17 protein-coding genes are annotated in these 26883 nt (G+C 53.3%); 5 read left to right on the forward strand and 12 right to left on the reverse strand.

Annotation, left to right across the window (positions count from 1 at the left end; translation table 11 throughout):
- Positions 1-91: 91 nt before the first annotated feature.
- Both MJ923_RS18180 and folX read right to left on the reverse strand, forming a co-directional pair.
- Positions 92-979, reverse strand: coding sequence for a TIGR01777 family oxidoreductase (locus tag MJ923_RS18180; protein ID WP_240592305.1), 888 nt, complete (start codon positions 977-979; stop codon positions 92-94).
- A 58-nt stretch (positions 980-1037) separates the two neighbouring features.
- Positions 1038-1406 (reverse strand): dihydroneopterin triphosphate 2'-epimerase, encoded by a 369-nt coding sequence (folX, locus tag MJ923_RS18185; RefSeq protein WP_240592306.1) that lies wholly within the window; start codon positions 1404-1406, stop codon positions 1038-1040.
- A 130-nt stretch (positions 1407-1536) separates the two neighbouring features.
- Here folX and MJ923_RS18190 point away from each other — a divergent pair, with 130 nt between their 5' ends.
- Positions 1537-2562 carry an AI-2E family transporter gene (locus MJ923_RS18190; RefSeq protein WP_240592349.1) on the forward strand — a complete coding sequence of 342 codons (1026 nt, stop codon included), beginning with the start codon at positions 1537-1539 and terminating at the stop codon, positions 2560-2562.
- A 134-nt stretch (positions 2563-2696) separates the two neighbouring features.
- Positions 2697-3611, forward strand: coding sequence for a class I SAM-dependent methyltransferase (locus MJ923_RS18195; RefSeq protein WP_240592307.1), 915 nt, complete (start codon positions 2697-2699; stop codon positions 3609-3611).
- Between the two features lie 306 nt (positions 3612-3917).
- Here the strand turns inward: MJ923_RS18195 and MJ923_RS18200 are convergent, their stop codons facing one another.
- The 4 genes from MJ923_RS18200 to ackA all read right to left on the reverse strand — a co-directional run bounded on the left by MJ923_RS18200 (position 3918) and on the right by ackA (position 9105).
- Complete coding sequence (locus tag MJ923_RS18200; protein ID WP_126166647.1) at positions 3918-4139, reverse strand: hypothetical protein; 222 nt, start codon at positions 4137-4139, stop codon at positions 3918-3920.
- 681 nt (positions 4140-4820) lie between these two features.
- A complete protein-coding gene (locus tag MJ923_RS18205; RefSeq protein ID WP_240592308.1) occupies positions 4821-5258 on the reverse strand; it encodes a hypothetical protein in 438 nt (145 codons plus the stop codon).
- A 411-nt stretch (positions 5259-5669) separates the two neighbouring features.
- Positions 5670-7811 carry a phosphate acetyltransferase gene (gene pta / locus MJ923_RS18210; RefSeq protein ID WP_126166649.1) on the reverse strand — a complete coding sequence of 714 codons (2142 nt, stop codon included), beginning with the start codon at positions 7809-7811 and terminating at the stop codon, positions 5670-5672.
- Between the two features lie 94 nt (positions 7812-7905).
- A complete protein-coding gene (gene ackA, locus MJ923_RS18215) occupies positions 7906-9105 on the reverse strand; it encodes an acetate kinase (RefSeq protein WP_240592309.1) in 1200 nt (399 codons plus the stop codon).
- A 170-nt stretch (positions 9106-9275) separates the two neighbouring features.
- Between ackA and yfbV the strand changes: the two genes are divergently transcribed.
- The gene (gene yfbV, locus MJ923_RS18220; RefSeq protein WP_126166651.1) at positions 9276-9719 is read left to right on the forward strand and encodes a terminus macrodomain insulation protein YfbV; all 444 of its coding nucleotides are present in this window, start codon (positions 9276-9278) and stop codon (positions 9717-9719) included.
- Positions 9720-9785: 66 nt separating this feature from the next.
- On the opposite strand, the gene pflA is transcribed toward yfbV, so the two are convergent.
- From pflA to MJ923_RS18235, 3 genes are all read right to left on the reverse strand, one after another.
- Positions 9786-10526: a pyruvate formate lyase 1-activating protein gene (gene pflA, locus MJ923_RS18225; protein WP_240592310.1), complete on the reverse strand. Its 741-nt coding sequence runs from the start codon at positions 10524-10526 to the stop codon at positions 9786-9788.
- A gap of 88 nt (positions 10527-10614) precedes the next feature.
- Positions 10615-12897, reverse strand: a complete 2283-nt coding sequence (gene pflB / locus MJ923_RS18230; RefSeq protein WP_240592311.1) for a formate C-acetyltransferase — start codon at positions 12895-12897, stop codon at positions 10615-10617.
- 405 nt (positions 12898-13302) lie between these two features.
- Positions 13303-14820 carry a DUF3360 family protein gene (locus MJ923_RS18235; RefSeq protein WP_126169433.1) on the reverse strand — a complete coding sequence of 506 codons (1518 nt, stop codon included), beginning with the start codon at positions 14818-14820 and terminating at the stop codon, positions 13303-13305.
- 1166 nt (positions 14821-15986) lie between these two features.
- On the opposite strand from MJ923_RS18235, the gene focA reads away from it, so the two are divergent.
- On the forward strand, positions 15987-17582 hold the full coding sequence (focA, locus tag MJ923_RS18240; protein ID WP_240592312.1) for a formate transporter FocA: 1596 nt from the start codon (positions 15987-15989) through the stop codon (positions 17580-17582).
- A 49-nt stretch (positions 17583-17631) separates the two neighbouring features.
- Here focA and MJ923_RS18245 read toward each other — a convergent pair whose 3' ends face one another.
- Positions 17632-18531 (reverse strand): LysR substrate-binding domain-containing protein, encoded by a 900-nt coding sequence (locus MJ923_RS18245; protein WP_240592313.1) that lies wholly within the window; start codon positions 18529-18531, stop codon positions 17632-17634.
- 242 nt (positions 18532-18773) lie between these two features.
- Between MJ923_RS18245 and yfcC the strand changes: the two genes are divergently transcribed.
- Positions 18774-20300, forward strand: coding sequence for a putative basic amino acid antiporter YfcC (gene yfcC, locus MJ923_RS18250; RefSeq protein ID WP_240592314.1), 1527 nt, complete (start codon positions 18774-18776; stop codon positions 20298-20300).
- Between the two features lie 66 nt (positions 20301-20366).
- Here the strand turns inward: yfcC and MJ923_RS18255 are convergent, their stop codons facing one another.
- Entirely contained in the window at positions 20367-23147 is a 2781-nt protein-coding gene (locus MJ923_RS18255) for a TonB-dependent receptor domain-containing protein (RefSeq protein ID WP_240592315.1), read from the reverse strand.
- A 658-nt stretch (positions 23148-23805) separates the two neighbouring features.
- A complete protein-coding gene (locus tag MJ923_RS18260; protein ID WP_240592316.1) occupies positions 23806-26670 on the reverse strand; it encodes a TonB-dependent receptor domain-containing protein in 2865 nt (954 codons plus the stop codon).
- Positions 26671-26883 lie beyond the last annotated feature (213 nt).

Consider the following 26883-nt stretch of genomic DNA (forward strand, 5'->3'; position numbering starts at 1 on the left):
ACAGGAACTTAAAGTACAACCATTTAAAAGGCGCCCTTGGGCGCCTTTTCTTTTCGTTGCTACTGACACTTAAGCTGCACTTTTCCGGGGCTCAGAGCAGATTTTCCAGTGCCTGGCGCAGCTGTGGGTAGCGAAAACCAAAGCCTGCTTCTTTTGCATGGGTGGGCAGCACAAATTGCCCATCCAGCAGCAGGGTGGCGGCCTCCCCAAGCAGCAGCTTCATCGCAAACGCCGGAGCCGGTACCAGCGCCGGGCGATGCAGAACTTCGCCGAGTGTATGGGCGAACACCGCATTACTGACAGGGTTCGGTGCAGTGGCGTTGAAAATTCCTCGGCAGCTGTCGTTGGCAAGTAAAAAGCGGATAAGGCCGACCATGTCTTCGATATGGATCCAGCTCATGCCCTGGGTGCCTTTCCCTATGGGGCCGCCGAGGCAAGCTTTGAAGGCGGGCAGCATTTTTGCCAGCGCGCCGCCATGTTTGCCGAGCACTATGCCGGTGCGCAGTACACACACCCGGGTTTGCTCGCTGGCGGCATCCAGCGCCAATTGCTCCCAATTGGCACACAGCATATGGGTAAATTCAGGATGGGGCGTTGATGACTCACTGAGGCGATCAACGCCCTGGGCGCCATAAAAGCCAACCGCAGAGCCACTGATAAACACCGATGGCGGGTTATCGCTTTGGGAAATAAGGGCAGCCAGCAGTTCGGTAATATCCCAGCGGCTGTGACAGAGCAGCTTTTTTTGCGCCTCGCTCCAGCGCTTGCCCACTATGGGCTCGCCGGCGAGGTTAATCACCGCATCGTAGCCGTTGAGGTTATCCAGCTTGTCGAGGGTACGCAGATAGTCGTGCTCATCCCCGAGCAGTTCCCGTGCGGCGGCGGTGTCGCGACTGACAATGCTCAGCTGATGTCCTTGCAGTGAGGCCACCAGTTGGCGGCCGATAAAGCCTGTGGCGCCGGTCAGCAGGATTTTCATGAATGGCTCCCGAAACGTCTCTTCCTACAAGCATATACCGAGATTGGCGCCTTGGAGATCACTGCTCGCGTTTGAAACTGAGCTCCATGGACACAGAATCGGCAAAACGCAGGGCATGGGGCTTGTCGACTTCAACGCTGGCTTCGGTCACGCTGGGGTGCTCGCTGGCAATATCCAGGATACGGGCAGTGAGGTGTTCGAGCAGGGAAAAACGGTTGTCTTCCACCAGGGCGATGATGCGTTTGGTGATGGTGCGATAATTGAGGGCGTCATCCATGTTATCGCTCTGCTGGGCCTGCTCGGCATGGTATGCTATGACGACATTGATGATAACGTCTTGTTTATTCTGGATCTCATCTTCTTTGATCCCTATGTGGGTACGAAGGCGCAGATTTTTGATGCGAATGGTGGCGATCTCTGATTTCATAGCCGTGTCAACTTGCTCGTCTTTGATGGAATTTCAGGGCAAGGTTAACAAGTTTCGCTTGAAATAGAAGGATTTTATTTTGGTTAATCCCCTCGAAAAGACCTCGGTCGCCTTCCGTGGTTTTGCCATTATGGCGTTTCTGGTGGTGATCCTGGCTGGGATCAAGGCGGCAAGCCCTATCGTCGTGCCCTTTGTGCTGGCGGCCTTTATCGCGGTGATCTGTAATCCGGTGATCAGCTGGATGATGCGCTTTCGGGTCCCCAAATGGCTGGCGGTCATGCTGCTGATGTTTTTTATTGTGATGTTGGGGCTGTGGCTGGCATCACTGGTGGGCAGCTCCATCAATGAGTTTTCCAAACAGTTACCACAATATCGGGATCAGCTTATTCAGCAATTCGGCTGGGTATTGGAAAAGCTGCACACCTTAAATATCAAGATTTCCAAAGAGCAGGTGCTGGCCTACTTCGACCCGGGTATGGCGCTGTCGATGACCACCAATATGTTGTCTGGTGTTGGCAACGTGATGGCGAATCTGTTTCTGATCATCCTTACCATTGTGTTTATGTTGTTTGAGGCCCAATCACTGCCGAAAAAGGTGCACCTGGCGCTGGATGACCCCGAGATGCGCTTGCAGCAAATCGATAAATTCCTGCACTCGGTCAACCAATATATGGTGATTAAGACCCTGGTGAGCCTGGCCACCGGTGCCATTGTTGGCATTGGTCTGAGCATTTTTGGGGTGGATTATGCGCTCTTGTGGGCGGTTATCGCGTTCCTGTTTAACTACATTCCCAATATCGGCTCGATTATCGCAGCCATTCCCGCTATCCTGCTGGCCTTTATTCAGCTTGGCCCCGCCGCTGCGGGCGGTACGGCGCTGCTGTACCTGGGCACCAATATGGTGATGGGCAATGTGGTAGAGCCCAAATTCATGGGCCGTGGCCTGGGTTTGTCGACCCTGGTGGTGTTCCTCAGTTTGATTTTCTGGGGCTGGTTGCTCGGCTCTGTGGGCATGCTGCTGTCGGTGCCGCTGACCATGATTGTAAAAATCGCGCTCGAGCGCAGTGCCAGTGGCCGTTGGCTGGCGATTTTGCTGAGCGATGATGTCGATGAGCTGAAACCGGCCGACAATACCAGCGGCAGCGAAAAGGCCTAAGCCTGCGCCGCAAGCGGCGGAGTAACTATCAGTTATTGCGGGTGGCCTGGCCGCCCGCTTTGTTTTTAAGCCGTCAGCAACCATGGCTGACGTTGAACGTACCTGTGAGTGCGAGTTAGAAAGGATGACAGGCCATGAACGCCTTTTTTGAATTTATGCAGCAAGCGAGTCTGCCGGAAGATTGCCAGCGAATTTTCCATGGCCGGGGAGGGCGTTTTGTTGGCGCCGAGCACCTTTGTCTCGATTGGTACCCGCCTGCCTTGCTGCTGACATCGTTTCGCGAACTTGGCGAGCAGGAACTTGCTGAGGTTCGCTCGGTGGTCGAGAGCTTCTGGCAGCGGGTTTCACCCCAATTGCCGCTGAACCTGGTGTTTCAGCATCGCAGTGGCCTGGGCACCCGCACCGAGCTGTTATCCGGCGAACTGCCCGAGACCCATGTGATAAGCGAGCTGGGGCTTAAGTATCTGGTGCATTTGCTTCGTGGCCAAAACCACGGTTTGTTTCTCGATATGCGCGAAGGCAGACGTTTTGTGCGTGAGCATGCCGATGGCAAAAAGGTGTTGAATCTATTCAGCTATACCTGTGCATTTTCGGTAGCAGCGCGTGCCGGCGGCGCCGAAGAAGTGGTCAACATCGACATGGCCAAAGGCGCCTTATCGATTGGTAAGCAGAACCATCAGCTGAATGGCATCGATGGCGGCGTGCGCTTCCTCGGTCATGATATTTTCAGCAGCTGGGGCAAGCTGACCCGCTATGGCCCGTACGACCTGGTGATTGCCGATCCCCCAAGCAATCAAAAAGGCAGCTTTATCGCCACCAAGGACTATGTGCGTTTGCTAAGGCGCCTGCCAGAGCTGGTGGCGCCGGGTGGTGATGTGCTGCTGTGTTTGAATGCCCCCGAGCTTGGCAGCGATTTTTTAATGCAGCAGGTAAAAGATACCGCGCCTGCGCTCGAGTTTGTTGGCCGCGTTGCCAACCCTGAAGTCTATGCCGATGTGGATGAGGAGAAATCCCTCAAGGTGCTGCACTATCGCAAGACGGCTGAGTAACTGCCGAGACTGTTGATTTGGCCGTTTTGGAAGACTGGCGAACTCAATAGAGTGGATATGTATTAGGTCCCAATGCTTAAGGTCCCCGTGCTTAACGGTGCCTATGCATAAAGGCTGCTGTGTTTAAAGGCTGCTATAAAGGCGACAGACAAGATAAGACCGCCGGAATATCCCGGCGGTTTTTTTGTTGACGTTTTGATGACAAATGTCTTTGTGGCTGGTGCCCATAACCCCAAGCTTTTGCCTTGAAGCCTGAGTAAGCAGGCAAGCAAATGAACCGGCTATTTGGGTTAAAAGCCCTAAAGGTTAGTAACTTAATCTCTCGGATATGGCAGAGTGGCCATTGTCCTCGAGCCAGGATGCAATCCGCAGTGGATCGCTGCTTAAACTGTGCATGTCGTCGCACAGTCGGTCTTGCACATCCAAAGGTATGTGCATGTTTTCCATGAACATCCGTATCCCCAACACGTCCCCACGTCCTATGAGAGCGGCAAGCCGGTCAGCCTGAAAATCGATCAGCGCATTCATATGACAGTCTCCTGCTGTTGACACCCTAACTAATAGCACCGTCGAAATTTGATTGCCTATACTGTTTAGTTGCTAAAAGCAACCGCTAATATAAATGGCGAATAAGGCGGCTATTAAGGTTTGAATTGCAGGTGGGGAAAGCTGTCAAACTGAAAGACTTTCATGATGGGTTACGTTTTGAGCATTTATTAACCAGCCTTTCAGTAAATAATTGCCAAAATGGGTCACAAAACTGAAAGTAAACTGTAATTCCCGTTTCGAGGCTGGTATACTTCGCCCCGTGGACAGCCAAGCTGATACCCGATTTTAATCGGCCGACACCAATCGGCCAGCACCAATCGGAACGTATCAGGCAGCGTCAGACCTCAGACGCCGTGCCACACAGAGTTCATGTCTGCGAAGAATAGACAGAACCTCAGTACCCGACCCAAAACAAAGCCGGAGCCCGTTATGGAAATTCATGAGTACGAAAACGCGTATTATCAGGTGCAGGATGAAGTGATTGAGTCACTGCCTCTGGAAAAGGACGAAGAAGCGTTTTTGGATTGAGAATCCTCCGTGTCCTGGGACATGCAGACCTAAAAGAATAATAATCAGCAAAAAGGCCACCTTCGGGTGGCCTTTTTCAATTTGGTGATCCAGTTAGCCTTGCACTATCTGGCAGCAGTTATCCGTTCGCCGTTACCCGTTCACTATGCGCTTCTCATCCATAATTTCGACGATAATCCAATTCTGGCCGCGCTTGTGCAGTCTCACGGTTCTGTCGTCAATCCAGGGCTGACCGGCCTTGAGGCCCTTGAGCTTTACCTTCACAGTGACATCGCTGGTGAACTTGCGAAAGAAGTCGATATCGATTTCATCCACTTCCATTTCCACATTGGTCATCGACAAATTGAGCATATGACGTTGCACAGAGGCCGCAATGTGATAGTGACCGAGCACTTCCTGCATGGGAGCGTCGACAAACTTTTTTGCCAGCGCTACGTCGCGTTCCACGTATATGGCGCTGAAAAAGCCGATGCTGACCTGCTCAGGCGTCAGATTAGGGCTGGTGGCACGTTCGACCGATTCATTGCAACCAGCCAGAAAAAAGAATAAAACCAACAGGAAAGCTCTCATGGGCTCCGCACGTTTTTCAAGGTGTTTGCGCTAAAGTATCGGAAATTTCGCCAAACAGTACAAGGGATTGGCTCGATCTATTGCGATCTGCAACAAAACCTGTCATATCTGAGAGGATTGGCCAGTCATCTTATCCACAGAATCTGTGGACAAGTGTGTTGAAGAGTGAGGATATTTATCTTAAGTGATTGGCACAGCAAAGTTTTGACAGTTGGCTAAAAAATTGTCGCTTGTTTGTTCAGCAGTTTTTGGCTGAATTTTCCCCATGTCCATTCCCCGGTATTTTCAGTTTTTGATCTGAGTGACGATCGGCTTTTTGCGAGCAGATCTGTTCAAAATGTCTGATAAACCTCTGTGAATGGGCAATAAAAAACGCCGTCAGTTGACGGCGTTTTTGTGTCTGCAGCGTGATTACTGCTCCTGGGTCGCCTGAATGGCGGTCAGGGCGATGGTGTAGACGATATCGTCCACCAGAGCGCCACGTGACAGGTCATTTACCGGCTTACGCATACCCTGCAGCATAGGGCCAATACTGATAAGGTCGGCGCTTCGCTGTACGGCTTTGTAAGTGGTGTTACCTGTGTTGAGGTCCGGGAACACAAACACGGTTGCCTTACCGGCCACCGGGCTGTCTGGTGCCTTGCTCTGGGCCACATTTGGCATCACTGCCGCATCGTACTGCAGTGGGCCGTCGATGATAAGGTCTGGGCGCTTCTCTTTGGCGATACGGGTAGCTTCACGGACCTTGTCCACATCTGAGCCTGTGCCTGAGTTACCGGTAGAGTAACTGATCATCGCAACCCGTGGCTCGATACCAAAGGCCTTGGCAGATTCTGCCGACTGGATGGCGATATCGGCCAGCTGTTCGGCGTTCGGATCCGGGTTGATGGCACAGTCACCGTATACCAGTACCTGATCCGGCATCAGCATGAAGAAGATGGAAGATACCAGGCTGGAGCCCGGTGCCGTCTTGATAAGCTGCAGCGGAGGGCGAATGGTGTTGGCAGTGGTGTTCACAGCGCCTGATACTATGCCGTCCACTTCCTCTTCAGCCAGCATCATGGTGGCCAGCACCATATTATCTTCCAGCTGCTCGCGGGCAACCACTTCGGTCAGGCCCTTATGGCGGCGCAGGTTCAGCATAGGCTCAACATAACGCTCACGGATTTCCTCTGGGTCGAGAATTTCTACGCCATCGCCCAGCACCACATCCTGAGTGGCGGCAATGCGCAGAATGTCGTCTTTCTTACCTAAAAGCACACAGCGGGCAATGCCGCGCTCGGCGCAGATGCTGGCCGCCTTGATGGTACGCGGCTCGTCGCCTTCCGGCAGTACTATGGTCTTCTTGGCTTCGCGGGCAAGCTCGGTGAGCTTGTAGCGGAATGCCGGCGGTGACAAACGGTGCTCGCGGGGCGAGTTTTGAGTCACGCTTTCAATCCAGCTCTGGTCGATGTGGCTGGCCACATATTCCTGCACCAGCTCGATACGCACGGCATCATCCACCGGCACTTCGTGGTTGAAGCGCTGAATATTCAGCGAGGTTTGCCAGGTGTTGGTATCCACCATAAACACCGGCAGGCCGGTTTCGAACGCCTGCTCACACAGTTTCAGCACTTCCGGCTCAGGCTCGTAGGAGCCGGTAAGCAGCAGGGCACCAATTTTCACGCCGTTCATGGCAGAAAGACAGGCAGCCACAATCACATCAGAGCGGTCGCCAGAGGTCACCAGCAGCGAGTCGGTACGGAAGTGACTCAGCATGTTGGGAATGGAGCGGGCGCAGAAGGTCACTTTGCGCAAACGACGGGTGTTCATCTCACCGGCATTGAGGATCCGTGCGTGCAGGTGCTTGGCCAGATCCGAGGCGCGGGGTGATACCAAATCCAGGTTGTAAGGCACGCTGCCGAGGATGCGCAGCTTGCTCTTGCCGGGCAGCTGGAACATGGCGGTGGCATCGCCTTTTTGGATGTCGTGGTGGTCGAACACTTCCGACAAGTCAGGGCGGGTGCGGCCTTCGTCATCTACGGGGGCGCCGATTTTGTTTATGACTGCACCAATCAGGCGTTTGTTCTTGCTGCCGCCCCAGCTGTTGTAGGCGATTTCCAGACGGTTCATCAGTGCATTCGGCGTGTCGTTGCCCGGGGTGGCGATGAAAATCACGTCGGCATCCAGCGCCTTGGCGATGGCATAGTTCACGTCATCGGAGAACGAATGGCTGCGGGTCGGCACCAGACCTTCGATGATGAGGGTCTCGGTGTTGCTGGCGATTTCCGCTGCGCGGGCAATGATTTGCTCCATCAGCACATCGGTCTGATCGGTACGGATCAGGGACTCGGCGTGCTGCATATCGAAGGGCTCCAGCGGGTTGACCGTGGGAGACTTGGACAGAATAGTGGTGGAGCGCTCAGGGCCGGAATCGGCAGGGCGCTGCTGGCTGATGGGCTTAAAGAACTGCACTTTCACGCCGTGGCGTTCCAGCGCGCGCACCATGCCCAGGCTCAGAGAGGTGAGGCCGACGCCTGTGCCTATGGGAACCAACATGATGTTGCGGGACATAAAGTACCTCTTATGGTGTTACTGTGATGGCCTCGCCATCGTGATGCTTTGAAATGCAAAACCGCCCGCGGGGTGTCCCGGGGCGGCTGGCGCCTTATTTGTTAACCAGGCGCAGTGAGTCTTCGGCGATGACCCACTCTTCGTTGGTGGGGATCACCATGGCAATCGGGCTGCCGTCTTTGGTGATCACCCCTTGCTTACCGAAGCGGGCAGCCTGGTTGCGCTCGCTATCGACGTCAAAGTTAAAGATTTCGAGCAACTTCAGTACCTTCTCGCGGATAAGGTCTGAGTTTTCACCGATACCGCCGGTAAACACAATCGCGTCCAGACGGCCCAGAGGCACTGTGTAAGAAGCGATGTACTTGGCGAGGCGATAGCAGAAGATTTCCAGCGCCAGGGTCGCACCCTTGTGGCCTTCGGCGTAACCTTCTTCGATGCCGCGGCAGTCGTTGGTCAGCTCAGAAATGCCCAGCAGACCACTTTGCTTGTTCATCAGGTTGTTCACTTCATCCAGGGTGTAGCCCAGTTGGTGAACCAGATGGTAGATGATGGACGGGTCCAGGTCGCCGCAGCGGGTACCCATCACCAAGCCCTCAAGCGGGGTCAGACCCATGGAGGTATCCACGCTCTTGCCGCCTTTTACCGCAGTCACAGAGGCACCGTTACCCAGGTGGGCACAGATTACGTTGGTGTCGCTCAGGTCCTTGCCAAGCGCTTTGGCTGCCTCGCGGCTTACAAACAGGTGGCTGGTGCCGTGCATGCCATAGCGACGAATGCCGTGCTCGCGGTACAGCTTGTAGGGCAGGGCATAAACGTAAGCGCGGTCTGGCATGCTCTGGTGGAAGGCGGTGTCAAACACGGCCACCTGTGGCAGCGCAGGGAAAGACGCCTGAGCGGCACGAATGCCGATAAGGTGTGCTGGGTTATGCAGGGGGGCCAGTGAGGCGCAGTCTTCAATGCCTTTGATTACCGCATCATCGATGATTACCGAATGGGTGAACTTCTCGCCGCCATGCACGATGCGATGGCCGATGGCAATCAGCTGAGCCTTCAGCTCCGGCTCGTTCACCAGAATTTTGTTAACGATAAACTCCACCGCCTCGCGGTGAGCGCTGAAGGCACCCAGGCTGGCTTCGTGTTTCTCGCCGCTGAGTTTCCACTTGATGCGGGCATTTTCCAGGCCGAAGCACTCGGCGAGACCTGAAATCTTCTCGTCGCCATTGGTGGCATCCAGAATGGCAAACTTCAACGAGGAGCTGCCGCAGTTGAGGACCAGAACCAGTGTATTGGACATGATAAAACCTTCTTGCGTCATGAATTGGCTAACCGGGAATAGGCCCGGCGCTGTGGCACCAGAGGCGCCGAAAATCTTTGTCACATTCTCGCCAAACGCGGGCGCTTGGGGAGCCGACTGCCTTTGTGCTAAGGTAAAGACAGTCTGTAGCTGTTTTAAGGTGGCTTTGGTTGAAGCTTCAACTCTTCACCACCCTGGGCGATGGCCGCCGTTATATGAAGGCCTGGCCCATGGTGAAATCTTTGGGGTTCTTTTTCCCCGAATATCGCATCGTTAAGGCGACGTCGCTGGCGGTGCGTTTTATGCCGCCCCTGGCAGTGCTTGCTGCTGCCAGTCAAATCCATTTGCATGGCTGGGAATTTTTGCCCCAGGCCATAGCCATTGGTCTGTTTTTCTTAAGCCTGCCGTTGCAGGGCTTGTTGTGGCTTGGGCAGCGCGCCCGTCATCCATTGCCACTGTCTTTGCTCAGTTTTGGCAACCAGCTGCAGGAGCGTCTGGGTGCCATGGGGGTCGACTATGTGCCCCTGGGTGCCAAGGCCTGTTACCTCGATATGGCGAATCTTCTCAAGATAGCCTTCGAGCGCCTCGATGCAAGTTACTGGGACGAGCTTTAAGTCCGGCTCGGGTTCGTCTTTTGCTTCGCCAATCACCATTTTTGACCGGCGCTCAGGTTTGACGTCTCAGTAAACCGCGTTCAGTCCACGGGCCGTAAAGGCGGCCTTAATGGCTTCCATGGTGTCTTTGCCGGGAGGCCGAACATCCTTGAGCGGATAATCCTCGCCCATGGCTTCCCACTTATGTTTGCCCAGTTCGTGGTAGGGCAGCAATTCCACCTTTTCCACATTGCCCATAGGGGCGATAAAATCAGCCAGCTTTTCAGCACTTTGCACATCTTCGGTAAAACCGGCGACTACCACATAGCGGATCCAGGTTTTCTGGCCGCGCTTGGCGAGGTATTCGGCAAACTGCAGGGTGCGGTGATTGCTGACCTTGGTTAAGTCCTGATGCCGGTCATCGTCTATGTGTTTGATGTCCAGAAGCACCAGATCTGTGTTGTTGAGCAGCACATCAATGGCGGGGGTGTACTTACGCACAAAACCATTGGTGTCCAGACAAGTGTGAATGCCTTCGGCGCGGCAGGCCTTGAACAGCTCGGCCACAAATTCGGCCTGTAAAATGGCCTCGCCGCCACTGGCAGTCACACCGCCGCCGCTGGCATCCAAAAAAGGCCGATAGCTGATGATTTGACTCATCAGCTCATCGACCTGCATTTCTTTACCGCCATCCAAATCCCAGGTGTCGCGGTTATGGCAGTATTGGCAGCGCATCAAACAGCCCTGCATAAAGGTAATAAACCTGATGCCGGGACCATCCACTGTGCCGAAGGATTCCACTGAATGAACCCTGCCTGTGACTGTCATTGAAACTCCTGGGTTGGTTTGGATGAAGGGGACAATTGTGGCGAGCCACAATTGTCCTTTAGCGACTGATGAATTACCAGCGCCTGAATTACAAACCTTGAGTAAAGGTGCGGGTGATCACATCCTGCTGCTGCTCTGGGGTCAGTGAGTTAAAGCGCACTGCGTAACCAGACACACGGATGGTGAGCTGTGGATACTTGTCAGGGTTCTTGACTGCATCTTCGAGCATTTCACGGTTCATCACGTTTACGTTCAGGTGCTGACCGCCTTCATTGCTTTCGCTGTGGCGGAAATAACCGTCCATCAGCGCGGCCAGGTTACGCTCACGGGCCTTTTCATCTTTACCCAGGGCATTGGGCACGATGGAGAAGGTGTAAGAAATACCATCCTGTGCGTGGGCAAAGGGCAGTTTGGCTACCGAGGTGAGCGAGGCGATGGCGCCTTTCTCATCACGGCCGTGCATTGGGTTGGCACCTGGGGCAAAAGGTGCACCGGCACGGCGACCATCCGGGGTGTTACCTGTCTTCTTACCGTACACCACGTTAGAGGTAATGGTCAGAATTGACTGGGTTGGAATGGCGTTGCGGTACATCTGCTTGTTGCGGATTTTGGCCATAAAGCTCTCAACCAGCATACAGGCGATGTCGTCTACGCGGGCGTCGTTGTTACCGAACTTGGGATAGTCACCCTCGATTTCAAAATCAACGGCAATGCCTTGCTCATCGCGTACCGGCTTCACTTTGGCGTGCTTGATGGCAGACAGGGAGTCGGCAGCAATCGACAGACCGGCAATACCACAGGCCATGGTGCGGCGCACGTCGCGGTCATGCAGGGCCATCAGCGCGGCTTCGTAGGAATACTTGTCGTGCATAAAGTGAATGGCGTTCAGCGCAGTGACATACTGGGTTGCCAGCCACTCCATAAAGCCGTCCAGACGTGACATCACATCGTCATAGTCCAGATACTCGCTGGTGATAGCGTCACACTTGGGGCCAATCTGCACTTTCAGCTTTTCGTCCACGCCGCCGTTGATGGCATACAGCATGGTCTTGGCGAGGTTTGCACGGGCACCGAAGAACTGCATGTGCTTGCCAACAACCATGGGGCTTACGCAGCAGGCGATGGCGTAGTCGTCAGACTCAAAGTCAGGACGCATCAGATCATCGTTTTCGTACTGGATAGAACTGGTATCGATAGACACCTTGGCACAGAAGGTTTTGAAGTTCTGTGGCAGTTTTTCAGACCAGAGCACTGTGATGTTTGGCTCAGGGCTTGGGCCCATGTTGTACAGGGTGTGCAGGAAGCGGAAGCTGGACTTGGTCACCAGAGTACGGCCATCAAGGCCCATACCGCCGATAGACTCGGTTGCCCAGATTGGGTCGCCGGAGAACAGTTCATCGTACTCAGGGGTACGCAGGAAGCGCACCATACGCAGCTTCATCACGAAGTGGTCGATCATCTCCTGCGCCTGCTCTTCGGTCAGAGTGCCGTTTTTCAGATCGCGCTCGATGTAGATATCGATAAAGCTGGAGGTACGGCCAAGTGACATGGCGGCACCGTTCTGGCTCTTCACTGCGGCGAGGTAGCCAAAGTAGGTCCACTGAATGGCTTCCTGGGCGTTTTTGGCAGGGCCAGAGATATCGTAGCCGTATTTGGCGGCCATTTTCTTCATCTGGGCCAGGGCGCGGTGCTGCTCGGCGATTTCTTCGCGCAGCTGCATGGTGGCCTGCAGATCTTCACCGGCTTCGAAACGAGCCTGCAAAGACGTGAACTGCTTGAGCTTGTCGGCCATCAGGAAGTCGATACCGTACAGGGCTACGCGGCGATAGTCACCGATAATACGGCCACGGCCGTAAGCATCAGGCAGACCGGTCAGCACGCCTGATTTACGGCAAGCAAGGATTTCCGGGGTGTAGATGTCAAACACGCCCTGGTTGTGGGTCTTGCGCAGCTCAGAGTAAACATACTTGATGTCGGCATCCAGCTCGCGGTCATAGGCGGCGCAGGAGCTTTCCACCATACGAATACCGCCGTTTGGCAGCATGGCGCGCTTGAGCGGGGCATCGGTTTGCAGACCAACAATGGTCTCCAGCTCTTTTTCGATGTAACCGGCATCGTGGGAGGTGATGGTGGATACCTTGTCGGTATCAAAGTCCAGCGGCGCGTGGGTGCGGTTTTCTTCCTTGATGCCTTCCATCACCTTGGCCCACAGGGCGTTGGTGGCTGCGGTGGGTCCGGCCAGGAAGCTGTCGTCACCTTCATAAGGGGTGTAGTTGGTCTGAATAAAGTCACGTACATTGACATCGGACTTCCAATCACCGGGAACGAATCCTTCCCACGCGGTTTGGAACAGCTCAGTTTTATCGGTCATCGTACTTCACCTTCTATTAGAGAAAAGGGTCGGGGATGTTTCCCCTCATCGAGTCTTTTGCATCCCGGCGGTACATCCCCTGATGAGGCCAGGACCCCGGAAGACCTTCCGGCGGATTCGGTGGACAGGACTCTCAGTGAATTTGTTTGAGAGTTAAATTGGTAAGACCAATTGTCCAGCTGCATATTAACATAAGGTCCGGTGGGTCGCACTTAAAAGCGGCGAAGATTAGGTCAATTAATGCAAAATTTGCTACCGACTTAGCAGTTTTTAACCGGCAGTGGCAAGTTGGCATCAGAGATCACTGAATTTCGTCCCATCTGACACATTAGATAGCGCTTCAACGGCCAAAAGCACAATAAGAAAAAGGGGCACATTTGCCCCTTTTTATCGTATGCGTGAGTGTTACAGCAGTGGTGGAATACCTTCAATCATGCCCACGGCCAGCATGGCGGCGAGACAGATCACGAAGGCAAGCCCCGGGATCACCACCCGGTCAACAAATGACAGGTTGGCGGCACGCTCTTTGTCACCAATCAGACCGTTGTTGTCCAGCAGCATGGTCAGTGCCCAGGCAAGCACGGGATTGGCCACGAAGGAGCCGAAAATACAGATCCCGGCGGCCTGGCTGCTCTGGTTGTCTTTCACCATCTGCAGGCCGGCTTCCAGCAGCGGCAGGAACACACCAACCAGCAGCGCAATCGACATCACGGGGCGCCAGGTAGTCAGATCCATCGGATAACCGACAATCGCCACAATAATACACAGGGTACCCAGTAGAATGGCACCGGCAGGAATGGGACGCTTGGCGATGGCGGCCGGGATCATATATGTACCCCAGCTCGAGGTGATGTTACCGCCGCCCACTGCGGTACCCACCATCTGACGCAGCGAACAGGTGGTCATGGTATCATCCACGTCCATCAGCACTTTCTCGGCGCCCTTGGGATAGTTCAGCTCCTGGAAAATCCGGTGGCCGAGGAAGTCAGGCGACCACATGGCCACCGCCAGAATGGCAAAGGGCAGTGAGGCGATAAAGTGCTGCATATTGGGCAGGCCAAGCTGCCAGCCGGTTTCGGTAGAGCCCCACCAGTACACAGGGTTCAGGTTTGGCAAACCGGGTGCCGTAGTGAACTTAAGATCAAGCCCGGCGCCCAGGGCAAAGGCCATTACAATCGCGGCAATCGAGCACAGCGGAATGGCGAGCCAGCGTTTACCTAATTTGGCAAGCAGGGCGTAAATCACCACGTTGGCAAGCAGAATAAAGAAGGCCACATAGCCTAAGGAGTAATCCAGCGCGTGCTTGGCCTCGAGGCCGCCCGCCCAACTGAATAAAGACTCAATCTGGCTCTTGGCCCCCATAAAGCCGAGGAACACCAAAAGGCCTCCGGCGACCCCGCTGCTGGTGAGGTTTACCAGCCGCGACCCCCCTTTGAAGAAGGACAGCAAGAGACCGAATACCCCCAGCAGAATTGCCAGTGCCAGTGGGTGAGCACCGGCCAGCGCAATGGCGCCAATCAGTGGGATCATCGGGCCATGGTTACCGCCAAGGTTGGCGCGGGGATTGATAAAGCCGGAACTGATAATACAGAAGAGCAGGGCGGGAATCAGCATTTCGACCCGCACCACCGAAATGATAAAGTCGGCGCCCAGGTTGACGTGATCCCAGCGCTCGGTAAGACCCGAAGCCCAGGCGGCCATTACCGCAGAGTACATCACGGTAATACCTATGGTACCTGCGATGGCGGGCACCAGATCTTCCCATTCAAAATTAAAGTCGCGGCCGGGCAGGTTAAGGCCCCAGCGTCTGGGTTTCATGATCTTAAGTTCATGATCCAAATAGGCTTCGCGGGATGGAAACTCCGAGGCTGGACGATGCAGCTCGCGGTAGCTTTTGTCCGCGATATCGCTGGCAGAGGCCATTTCGGTCTCATTGAGGCCGGTGGCCTCGGTGGGTTTTGCTGCTTCTGACATGTTTGATCCCCAAAAAAACAGCGGGTTGAGCCTGCGTGACCAGCTTGAGGTCGTCCTTGGCGTGGGGCATATCACCTGGGTGAACTGCCCGTCAGAGCGGTTTTGGGGAGGCGCGGAATTAACCTTAAACCTTCGAAAACCCGGGGTCCTGAAATCTGCTCAAATTGGTCTTACCAATTTACCTGTTAAAAATGTTACCACAGCTGCAACCCGCTAACATTAACTATCAATCTTTCTGAAGGACCCTGTTTGTCGATTTGCGACAAAGGGCACATACCCGCATTTTTGCGCCTGCACCCCCTTGCGCCGGGGCACGATAATTGCGTAGGGAAAATGCCGCTTTAATCTAAGGAAGGTGCGAACAAGTCGTCGCACAGCTCTGGCTTTGATAGCAGCAACAGTTCAAGGCACTCAACTGAGGGCATGGCTGGGCGCCCCCGCCGTCCTGTTGAAGTTGAATAACGCCGAAATGGTGTTGCTATCAAAGCCCCGAAGAGCGTGGCTTACAGCGGTATCTGCTGCGTTACCTGCTTTTGAAATCAAAGAGGTGCGAAGGACCAGGGCCATTCGCTGTGAACTGTGCCTTGCATCTATCCACTTTAAGCTCACGCAGAGCAAGCACGGGACTTATTCGCACCTTCCCGACACAGCTTGGCTTTTATGCAAAAGCTGGGTGTTTATTCATCAGTGGCGCCGTTATCGCTGCTTTGACGCCCCCGTAAACGCATTCTGCTGCCATCTTGATGGTCGCTTGGTTGAGCCGGATATTGACGTTCTGGGCGCAGACAGCCGCTTATTTCACCTTTTTCGGCGCTATTGGGCGCCTTATCCATACTCGCAATGCGGCTGCGTAGAACGCCGTGCTGGAATTGTCGCCAGCAGCGCGCCTACTATCAATTCGCTTGATACAAACCATCAAAAGTCTTCGATATTTTCTATCGTTTCACCTTGTTACATTGGCGCCGTGGTGGTGAGCCAATGGGTTTTAACTCATTGATTTAATGCCTAAGCTTTAGTGCTGACGCCAAGCTTTAGCGATGAGTCTCATGCTAAGCCAGAGCCCTGTTGTGCTTCCACCGCATGAACCCATACCCCAAATACACAAGGGACAGCCTATGTATGTAAGTCATCAAGGTGGCCAGGCGGCCCCGGATGTCGGTGCCTCGCCGCCTGATGGAATCGCAACTCACCTCAATTCTCCGCCGGGTGCCTGCCCCGGCCGGCTATCGATTGCCGATGAGGTTGCCAATGCCATGGCGGCCAAACTGGCCAAGCCCGCGTTGGCACGTTTTGCCAGAGCGCTTTATGCCGGGGTGTTTATCGGCCTTGCGTTTGTGTTTTACCTCACTGTCACCACAGGTGCCGCGGCCGCGCCCTGGGGACTGGTGCGGCTTATGGGCGCGCTTGCCTTCAGTGTCGGGCTGATTTTGGTGGTGCTTTTGAATATGGAGCTGTTCACCGGCACAGTGCTGAGCGCCATCCCCTGGACAGAAGGGCACATTGGCGCCGCCGGGCTTGTGAAAGCCTGGGGCACTGTGTTTGCCGGTAATGCGGTTGGCGCTTTGCTGCTGGTGGCCATGGTGAGTCTGGCGGGTCTTTGGCAGCTTGATGGCGGCCTTTGGGGCATTCATGCCATCAATTCTGCGCTGCATAAGCTGCATCACGGCTGGTGGCAGGCGTTCTTCCTCGGTGTGCTTTGTAACCTGTTGGTGTGCCTTGGAGTGTGGCTGACATTCTTAACCAAGGCGCCTGGCACCAAGGCGCTGCTGTTGGTTTTGCCAGTGGCCCTTTTTGTCAGCAGTGGCTTTGAGCACAGCATTGCCAACCTGTTTTTGCTGCCACTTGGCGCCGTGTTTGCCGCGATTATCCCTGAGCCTCAACTGCTGGCCCATGGCCTGGATAGCCAGGCACTGGCGGCGCTGGCACCGGTCAATCTGATTGTTGCCAACCTTATCCCCGTGACCCTCGGCAACATAGTCGGTGGCGCCTTGCTGGTCGGGCTTGGGCTGTTCCGGCTTGAGCGCCTTGGCTCATGTAAAGGAAATGCCACGACCAATTCTGCAATCAAGCTGACAACACCCGGGGCAAACGCGAGCAAAGCGCTGCAATTGGTACCCGCGACAGACTCCAGTGCCAATGCTGTCAATCAAGACGCCATGGCCGCCCAAACCTTCTTCGCCGTAAAAGAGAGCAAACTTATGAACACACGCTTAAGCACATTGACCGTAAAAGACATTCTTGAACCTGCAACCAGCCTTGAGCCCGGCATGAGTCTGTGGCAGGCGTTGTCAGAAATGGAGCAGGCCGGTGAAAGCCTGTGTCCGGTAACCGATAACGGTGGGCGCCTGGTGGGGGTTCTCAGCGCCCAGGATGCCATTCGTGGCCTGTGGGCCGAGGAGTTTGGCGCTGATAGCAGTTATTGTGTGCGGGACCTGATGCAAAAGTCGCTCAGTACCCTGTCACCGGATGAGGTTTTGCTGCCGCTGCTGGAGTTTTGGGTGGTGAACCGTGAGGCGCTGTTTCCGGTCAGCACAGAAGGGCATTGGCTGGGCGGTCAGTATCAGGCCTATGAAGAGCGGCTTCGGGGCGCAGCGGCCGCGACCCCTGCGGTACTGCCTGTGGTGGAAGCCGGTGTGCTCAAAGGGCTGGTGCGCCGCGATGCCTTGATAAAACTGCTTTGCAGCGCATCGCCTGCCACCGCCACAGCATAGCCTGCGTCCGCCAAAGTCATAGCGGTGACAGGTTAAGAGCGGCGACAGGTCAAGAGTGCCGGTGGCGTGCCAGACGGCGGGCCTCGGCAATCACGCAATCCCTCAGAGGGCTCTCGCCGCTGTCACAGCGCCAGATAAACGACAGCTGGCGCTTCATATTTAGCTTGGGCGTTGGCAGGATTATCAGCTGATTGGCTGCCACGTCTTTTTCTACATCCAAATAGGGCAGTGCACTCAGGTAAGGGCCGTTTTTGACCAGCGTTTTCAGCACTGTCACCTGCTCGTACTCCCGCCATACATTCAGCCGGTCGAGATTGCCATGGATGGCAGCATCGAAAATCCGCCGTGTGCCCGCGCCTTGCTCCCTCAATACCCATTTGGCCTGCTCCAGCTGTGACAGGCTGACATTGCCGTACTTGCCATAAGGGTGGTGCGGAGCCGCTATCACCACCAGATGATCGTCAAGCCAGGGCTCGACACACAGGCGGCTGTCATCACTGCGCCCCTCAATGATCCCAAGCTCTATCTCATAGTCCAGCACTGCCTGAATCACGTTTTCGGTGTTCTCTACCATCAGCCCAATATGAATTTGCGGGAAGTCGGCATCAATCCGGCTGATGAGATCCCCAAGCAGATGTTTGGCCGCGGTTTGGCTGGCGCCGACCGGCAGACTGCCGGATAACAGATGCTGATCGTGCAACCCCATGGTGATTTGCTGGGCGTCGGACAGCAGCTTGCGGGCTCGGGGTTTAAGCCAGGTTCCCCAATGACTGAGAATTAAGCGGTTGCCCTGGCGAATAAAAAGTGGCCTGCCCAACAGGTTTTCAAGCTGCTGCAGTGACATGCTTACCGCCGACTGGGTCATTGATAGTTTACGGGCCGCCCCAGAGACACTCTCAAGGCTTGCCACCGCATCGAAAACTGCAATTTGTTTGAGTGTGTATTTCATGATTGATGAATATAAAAGTGACTGATACCCATACGAAATTTTATAAAGCGGCTGGGCAATAAAAAAGACTGCGACAGGGGAATAGTTGCAAAGCTTTAACTGGCCCACGTTTTTATCAGCAACAGGGCCTGTGCATCATTTGCCATCTTGCAACGGGCGTGAGGGAGCGGCCTTAAGGACAGGGTAAGCCAACTGAGGTATAGTGCTGGGTTTTGCTCAAGGCTTTGGATAAACACAATAATATGACTGCCAACACCCAGGCTGCTCCGGTAGCCAAAACCGCCATGCCGATGCCAGATACTCTGGTGATCATCTTCTTTGTGGCGCTGCTTGCGGCGGCGCTCACTTACCTGGTGCCAGCGGGCTCCTTTGACACCCAAACCGTGACCTTTTTACAGGACGGAGTAGAGAAGAGCCGCGATGTGGTTAACCCGGACTCCTTCCGTTATGCCGTTGATGAACAGGGTGAACCGCTGCTTAAGCCGGTGCCGGCGTTCGACCCGGCTGGCCAGGGATTTTTCAACTACATGTTCGAAGGTCTGGTATCCGGTGATAAGTGGGGCAGCGCCGTCGGCGTTATCATGTTTATGCTGGTTATTGGCGGCTCTTTCGGGGTGGTAATGGCCACCGGCACCATAGATAACGGCATCTTGCGGCTTATTCACCACACCCAGGGGCGGGAGTTTTTATTTATTCCTGTGCTTTTTTGCCTGTTCTCCCTCGGCGGCGCCGTGTTTGGTATGGGGGAAGAAGCTATCGCCTTTGCCATTATTATCTGCCCGCTGATGATCCGCCTTGGTTACGATGGCATTACCACTGTGATGGTGACTTACGTGGCCACCCAGGTAGGCTTTGGCGCCAGTTGGATGAATCCCTTCAGCGTGGCCATTGCCCAGGGCATAGCCGGAATTCCAGTGCTTTCGGGCTCAGCGGTGCGGGTACCTATGTGGATAGGCTTCACCCTGCTTGGTATCGCCTTTACCATGCTCTACGCCCGCAAAATTAAGAAAAACCCAACGCTTTCTTATAGTTTTGCCACAGATGCGGCCTTTCGCGACGGCGACAACAAGGAGTCAGGGCACCAGAGCCGCTTTAATCTTGGCGATATATTGGTGCTTGCGGCCATTACCGCCACCATGGGCTGGGTGATCTGGGGCGTGGTGGTTAAGCATTGGTTTATTCCGGAGATTGCCAGCCAGTTCTTTACCATGGGCCTGGTGGTTGGCGTTATTGGTGTGCTGTTTAAGCTGAACGGCCTCACGCTGAACGGTATGGCGAGGGCTTTTAAAGAAGGCGCCGCCACCATGCTGGAGCCTTGCCTCTTGGTTGGCAGTGCCGCGGGCATTTTGATTTTGCTCGGTAAAGGTGGCCCAACCGAGCCATCGGTGCTTAACAGTGTGCTTGCCGCCGCCGGCGGTTTTATTGGCCACTTGCCCGATGCCTTATCTGCCTGGTTTATGCTGCTGTTCCAGTCGGTGTTTAATTTCTTTGTGACCTCAGGCTCGGGTCAGGCTGCCCTGACCATGCCACTGATGGCACCCCTTGCCGATATCGTCGGTGTCAGCCGTCAGGTGGCAGTGCTGGCGTTTCAGCTTGGCGATGGCTTTACCAACATTTTGGTGCCGACGTCGGCGTCTTTGATGGCGACACTGGGTGTGTGCCGGGTGGAATTCAGCGCCTGGGTGCGTTTTATCTGGCGTTTTATGCTAATGCTGCTGCTAGCCGCCAGCGCTATGGTGATTGGGGCCCATTATTTAGGGTTTAGTTGATTAAACTGAGTTTCTTCAGGTAATAAAAAAGGCACCCGGGGGTGCCTTTTTATACAGCTTGGATTATCAGAACTTCAGATCGTACTGAGCGTAGAAGAAGCGACCGACGTTGCTGTAGGTGCCCTGATCATAGAAAGGCCAGTCGTTAGGTGAGCTGAACGAAGGCTGTCTGTCGAGCAGGTTACGGATACCGAAGGTTACCTTACTGGCTTCGTTCAGGTGGTAGCCGGTGGTCCAGTCAAGCTGGAAGTAGCTGGCTACGTGCTGAGGACGGCCTGCATCGATTACGTTGCCTTCTTTGTCAACGTCGGCGCCGTAGTAACCAATCAGCTCACAGGTCTTACCAACAGTGTTGCGCTTCTCGTAGTCATCGTAACCAGGCAGGTAGCGCATGTTCAGAGAGGTTTCGAAGTCGTCGTTGGCATAGGTTACGCCAGCGTTAACGTTGAACTTGCGCATGGCATCGTCAGCAACTGAATCACACAGAGGCTGAACGGCAGAGTTTTGAGTCTCATAGCTCAGGTACTGCTCGGCCTTCAGGTTGGCACGCAGCTCACCGAAGGAGAACTCGCTGCCATACTGAACATTGTAGATGATACCGGTAGCGCTGCGCTCGGTCAGGTTTTGCAGGTTACTGCGTACATAACCTTCGCGGGCGGTGTCAGTCAGCTTACCTTCAGAGTTACGAACTACCAGCTGAGTCAGACGACCTGCAGCTTCTTCGTCCAGGATTTCCTGCAGAGACAGAGAACCTACTACATCGTTGATTTGCAGCGACCAGTAGTCAACAGACACAGACAGGTCGTCGGTGATCTGGTACACAGCACCCAGGTTGTAAGATGTAGAAGTTTCTGGCTTCAGCTCTGGGTTGCCACCGCTCTTGGAGTTCAGTTCAACACGGGTACATTCGTTGCCACCCAGCTCGTTACAACGCTTGGTGTCAATACCGCGGGTCACACCGGCAGACTCGGCAGTGAACAGATCGTCCAGGTTTGGCGCCTTGAAGCCGGTACCGTAAGAGGCACGCAGCAGCAGCTCGTCAATTGGGCGGTAAGAGATTTTGGCTGAGTAGGTGGTCTCAGAGGCATCACCCAGTTCCCAGTCCGCAGCGTCGTTACGCACGGCCAGGTTCAGCTCCATGTTCTCAAGGATTGGCAGTGAGAATTCAGCAAATGCAGCAGCATTGTCGAAAGTACCGCCGCCGTTAGAACCTGCGCCACCAATTACCTGACCGGCAACAGAAGCTGGATCAGAACGATCAGTGTATTTCTCAGCGCGGAAGTCCACACCAACAGCGACACCGATTTCACCACCAGGCAGTTCCCATGGAGTCAAACCAGAGGCTACCAAAGAAGTGAAGGTCACTTCGTACTCACCGGTACGGTGGATAGCGGCCTGCAGATCTTTACAGATACCGGACAGCTCAGGAGAGTTGCAGTCGTTGATGATAAACGGATTCAGTTTTGAATCAGCGCTGTTGAACGCATCAGATACTTCTTTGGCGAGCAGCTGACCGGCACGACCAACCTGACGGTTAGTCAGCTTAGAGTGGCCCAGGTCGAAATCCAAAGACCAGTCATCGCTGATGTGGTAGATGAATCCACCAACAGCTTCGAAGGTTTCGTTGGTGTTGTCTTTTTCACGGTTTGGAAAATCAACATAGCGACGGCCAACGGCTACAGTCGCTTCACCGGCTTCAACCAGCTTGATGATTTCTTCAGCCAGAGCTGGGTCGTCTTTGTAGCGATCGTTGCGCAGGAAGTCAGCCAGGAATGGGCTGTTAGATACGTCAACCTGACCCGGTGCTGGCGCGTTAGACGTCAGAGTGTAAGCACGGGTGTAGCGGAACTGGCCGTCAAAGCTCAGATCGTCATTCACTTCATGGTTGATGCTGGTGAAGATAGACTGACGCTCAGATTTTGGCTGCAACTGATACAGCGGAGCGAAGTCGTACAGACAGCGACCGTTGAATACCTGATCTTCCGGGCAGTTGGACCATGGCTTGGAGCCCTGACCTTTGGCAGCATTGTCCAGACGATCACCATTCGCATCCAGAGTAGAATTGATGCTGGTAAAACCAGGGATACCCCAGGTAGAACGACCTTCGCCGCCTTCATGGCCTTCGATGAAAGCAGTGCGGCCAAATTCACGATCAACCGCTTGGATTGGGTCGCGAGAGAAGTGCTCAGCGGTGAAGAGGATATTGGTCTTGTCGTTGCTTACACCAGCAACGATAGAGAACTGGGCTTCGTTGCCGTCGATGTTCTCAGTCTTCAGACCGCTGCTTTGAATGGCTGCACCGTATTTGGCACTGATAGCAACGCCTTCAAAGTCTTTCTTGGTGATGATGTTGATTACACCAGCAACGGCGTCAGAACCATAAATGGCTGAAGCGCCGTCAGGCAGAATGTCGATGCGCTCAACAGCTGCCATTGGGATTTGGTTGATGTCGGTAAAGATTCCGCCAGCAGAGTTTTTAGGCAGACGACGGCCGTTCAGCAGGATCAGTGTATATTCAGAGCTGAAACCTTTTAGACCGACAGAAGAAGCACCGGCAGCCTGGCTCAGGGTTGAAGATTCGTTGAAACCACCAGCAGCGGCGTTTTCACGCAGGAATTCTGCAACAGTAGATACACCTGTTTTTTGAATTTGAGCAGCGTCAAATGCGATTACAGGATTAGCGGTTTCCATATCGGTACGCTGGATGCGTGAACCGGTAACGGCGATGCGTTCAACCTTGGCACCGTCTACGGCTTCTTCGGCGAATGCTGGGGTGCTGGCAGCTACGGCAGCGCCACCGATCAGCGCAAAGCGGATAGCTTTGGCCAATGAATTATTAGCAAGCATGAATTTCTCCCTGACACTTAATATTGTGTTTTGCTTTTTTATATAGAACGAAATCCGGATACAAATAAAAACAAAGGTAACCAAAAATCGTCTGGCCGGAGATATAACCACATCGATTTAACAGGTGCAACAACCGCACTTGTGTGGCCTTTTGTTGCTCAAATTTGGTTTTGCGTGAGATTTTTTAAACATAATTCAAACAATTTTGGTGCAGTGCGTTTTGTTATGAGGTGATATGTAACGGCTGTGGTGAGTTGGTGGGTTTTTATTGTTTAATACTGTTGCACGGTAATCACATTGAGGTTTGTCAGTTGTTTTTATTTTCTGATTAATACTCATTTTGCTTAACAGTATTTAACTGAAAAAAAGTGTGCCTGTCTTAAAATTAAACAGTCTTAGGGTGTTTTTTGAGTGTATTTGAAATTGAATGCGGTTTAATTTGTGAGCTGTATTCAGGAATAATTAATTTATTGAGTTTTGTTAACAATCTCTGGCTGGAGATTAAACGAGCAATTGTTAACATGTCTGATGTAGATACAAGCTTCAGAATGAAGCCTGATAGTAAGCGGGCTACCCTACATTCGGCTCTTCTTACTCCCGACTTTGAGATAAAAAAACGGCACCCTAGAGTGCCGTTTTGCTACTTGGATGGGATCAGTTACATCTTAAAGCTAACTGTAGTGTGGAAGAAACGTCCTACGTTGTCGTAAGCGGCAGAACCGGAACCGGTACCGGTAGAGCCATAAGGCAAATCGGCATCCAGTACGTTATCCACGCCAAACTTCAGCGTCACACCTGATTCAAACTCATAAGCAACAGAAACGTCACTGATGTAGTACTCACCATAGGTCAATACGTTGTTTGGGTTGGCGTTCAGAGCCAGCTCCTGATCAGTGTAGAGGCTTACTCCAGACAGGTAACGGGTACGCCACAGGGCGCTCCAGTTTTCCAGGCTGTAGTTCAGGGTCAGGTTAGCCTGCCAGTCAGAATAACCGGTGGTGCCCGCAAACTGTTCGAAGGTGTCTGGCTCATCTTGGAAAGAGAAGTCTTTACGATTCAACAGTTTGGTTGCCACTACTGAGGTGCGGAAATCACCGCCGAATGCATCAAAGTTGTAGCCGATATCAAAGTCGATACCGTTGGCTTCCAACGAGGCTACGTTCAGAGCGTATTGCTTGATCAGGGTAATTTCGTGGCTACCTGAATCACGGGTGATCAGTGAGCAATACTCGTTATTGATACCGGTTGGTGAATCGACGCAGCGATTGATGATGTCCTGAGCACCAACAGCTGAGATGGCATCGTCAATTTTGATATCCCAGTAGTCTACGCTGATAGACAGACCATCAACATAGGTTGGCTGGTAGATCACACCAACAGTGTAACTGGTGGACTCTTCCGCTTTCAGCTCACGGTTACCACCGCTCAGGCCTTCCAGAGTCTTGGAGTCGTAATCTGAGTCAAAGCTGGTTGGAATGCCCAGGGCGGCACAGTTTTGGCGACGCAGAGTGGAGTCCTGCAATTGATCCAGCTCAGATGATTTACAAACATCATCAACGCTGAAGAAGGTTTGGCTTTCGGCGCCATACAGCTCAGAGATGTTAGGTGCACGGATGGCTTCGGCATAGGTGGAGCGCACACGCAGATCATCCATTACTTCCCAGCTGATACCTGCTTTCCAGGTTGTGGCATTGCCGATGGTGCTGTAATCAGCAAAACGGATGGCCAGATCCAGGTCGAGCTGACGGATCAGAGGCAGATCGGCCAACAGTGGCAGCGTCATTTCGGCGAAAACTTCTTTTACATCGAAATCACCCTTGTCTTCGCCCAGTACGTTAAAGAAGGTGCCTTCAGCGTTGTCTGGTTCAAAGATTTCACTTTGTTCTTTACGATATTCGATACCGGTAGAGAAGCCCACGGCGCCAGCTGGCAGATCGAACAGTGCGCTGTTGGTTAAGCTTCCACCCAGTACGGTCTGCTTGATGACAGAACTACCAACTGAGGTTGTGTTGATGTAGTCAATCGCTTCCTGGCTAGGTTTACCGAAGCCAAATATATCTACCGGTACACAGCCTGCTGCACGTGCTTTTTCGTCACGGCAAACGGCCTTGCCATCAACCAGGATGGAGTCCAGTGCATTTTGATAGTTGGCGTATACAAGGTTGTTTTTGTTAATTCGCTCAAGATCGGTCTGACCATATACCGCGAATACTTCGTAATCCCAGTCTTCGCCGAGTAAACCTTCAAGACCCAAAACATAGCGCTGAGTCTCGCGAGTATCATCTTCGATACGTACACCGAGATCGGTCATGAATCGACGAATGTTCAGCGAAGTCTTGCCATTGTCCTGCATCAACTGGCGCAATTCGTCAGTCATGAAAGCGTTGTCAATGGATACAGTATTTACAGGATTGCCAAAGAAAAATGCTGGCTGACCTTCGTCGGTAGACTGGCTGTTAACATACTTGGCTTCAAAATACAGGTTCAGATCGTCGTTGAACTCATAATTTGTTTTGAAGTTGACGTTGTAGCGTTTGAATTCAGGTTGTAATTCTACAAACTGGTTCAGGTTGGTAATGTCACAGTCAGCACAGCGGATACCATCGATGTTGGTGCCACGATACACATCGCGCAGAGAACCATCCGGATTGAAAGTCTTCCAACCGTCGAGCAGGAAAGTACCTGCGTTGCTGATGGTATAGTGACCGGCGTTAGGGGTCAGGATTTTATCAGGATTAGATGGGTCGTTATCGTCAATTGGCTTGCCATTGGCATCCAAGGGGCGATCTTTATTTACCAGGGATGAATACGAAGTGCGTGTTTCATCACGATCATAGGCAGTCAGTTGGCTTTGAGCACTGTATTCGACTGCAAAAGCAACATTACCGCGGCCTTCGGCATAATCAGTACCGTACGACAAAGAGAAGCGGTCTTTCTGATGATCGCTGTCGCTGGCAACGCCCAGGGTGGCGGATACATCCAATCCCTGAATATCTTTTTTCAGAATAAAGTTTACTACGCCGGTTACAGCGTCGGCACCATAGATAGCTGATGCGCCACCGGTGATAACTTCTACCTTATCTACCCAAACGCTTGGGATGGTATTCACGTCAACGGAAGATGTACCGGCTGAGCTGGAAACATGGCGTTTGCCGTTAACCAGAACCAGAGTACGAGCAGTACCCATTTTCCGCAGGTCCAGCAGGTTCAAACCTGAAGTGCCGATAAAACGACCAGAGTTTGCGAGCGAGTAGGTGTTACCGAGTGCGGGCAGTTGGTTCAGTGCCTCACCGATATTAGTGGCACCAGTAGCCAACAATTCTTCACCGGTAACGATGGTTACTGGGGTTGGCGCGATAGCGCCTTCGCGCACGATCCGCGACCCGGTAACTGAGATACGTTCTACTTTGGCAGCATCCACAGCTTCCTCTGCAAGTGCTGGCACACTGGTGATTACAGCAGATGCTGCACCACCAATTAGCGCAAAGCGAATCGCTTTGGCCAATGAATTGTTAACAAGCATGATTTTCTCCCTGACACTTAAAATCTGTTATTTGATTTTATGGAGCGAAGAGTTGTCTCAAAGTTAGCACTTGGGTGACAAAATATCGCTCCTAAGCCGGATGTAATCACATTGAATTAACAGGTGCAACATTGGAAAAAGGGGTTAGCAAAATGCAATTGTTAATAATTTTGAAATATTATTGCTAACAAAAATTAACATTTAATGGTGTTT

It is taken from the genome of Shewanella zhuhaiensis (assembly GCF_022484835.1).
GTDB classification, from domain to species: Bacteria; Pseudomonadota; Gammaproteobacteria; order Enterobacterales; family Shewanellaceae; genus Shewanella; species Shewanella khirikhana.

Bases quoted from the DNA above. Each gene is read 5' to 3' on its own strand.
- pflA (WP_240592310.1), bottom strand. From the start codon at position 10,526: ATGACAGTCACAGGCAGGGTTCATTCAGTGGAATCCTTCGGCACAGTG.
- pflB (WP_240592311.1), bottom strand. From the start codon at position 12,897: ATGACCGATAAAACTGAGCTGTTCCAAACCGCGTGGGAAGGATTCGTT.
- MJ923_RS18255 (WP_240592315.1), bottom strand. From the start codon at position 23,147: ATGCTTGCTAATAATTCATTGGCCAAAGCTATCCGCTTTGCGCTGATC.
- MJ923_RS18205 (WP_240592308.1), bottom strand. From the start codon at position 5,258: ATGAGAGCTTTCCTGTTGGTTTTATTCTTTTTTCTGGCTGGTTGCAAT.
- MJ923_RS18245 (WP_240592313.1), bottom strand. From the start codon at position 18,531: ATGAAATACACACTCAAACAAATTGCAGTTTTCGATGCGGTGGCAAGC.
- yfcC (WP_240592314.1), top strand. From the start codon at position 18,774: ATGACTGCCAACACCCAGGCTGCTCCGGTAGCCAAAACCGCCATGCCG.
- pta (WP_126166649.1), bottom strand. From the start codon at position 7,811: ATGTCCCGCAACATCATGTTGGTTCCCATAGGCACAGGCGTCGGCCTC.
- ackA (WP_240592309.1), bottom strand. From the start codon at position 9,105: ATGTCCAATACACTGGTTCTGGTCCTCAACTGCGGCAGCTCCTCGTTG.
- MJ923_RS18190 (WP_240592349.1), top strand. From the start codon at position 1,537: ATGGCGTTTCTGGTGGTGATCCTGGCTGGGATCAAGGCGGCAAGCCCT.
- MJ923_RS18200 (WP_126166647.1), bottom strand. From the start codon at position 4,139: ATGAATGCGCTGATCGATTTTCAGGCTGACCGGCTTGCCGCTCTCATA.
- MJ923_RS18195 (WP_240592307.1), top strand. From the start codon at position 2,697: ATGAACGCCTTTTTTGAATTTATGCAGCAAGCGAGTCTGCCGGAAGAT.
- MJ923_RS18260 (WP_240592316.1), bottom strand. From the start codon at position 26,670: ATGCTTGTTAACAATTCATTGGCCAAAGCGATTCGCTTTGCGCTAATT.
- folX (WP_240592306.1), bottom strand. From the start codon at position 1,406: ATGAAATCAGAGATCGCCACCATTCGCATCAAAAATCTGCGCCTTCGT.
- focA (WP_240592312.1), top strand. From the start codon at position 15,987: ATGTATGTAAGTCATCAAGGTGGCCAGGCGGCCCCGGATGTCGGTGCC.
- MJ923_RS18180 (WP_240592305.1), bottom strand. From the start codon at position 979: ATGAAAATCCTGCTGACCGGCGCCACAGGCTTTATCGGCCGCCAACTG.
- MJ923_RS18235 (WP_126169433.1), bottom strand. From the start codon at position 14,820: ATGGCCTCTGCCAGCGATATCGCGGACAAAAGCTACCGCGAGCTGCAT.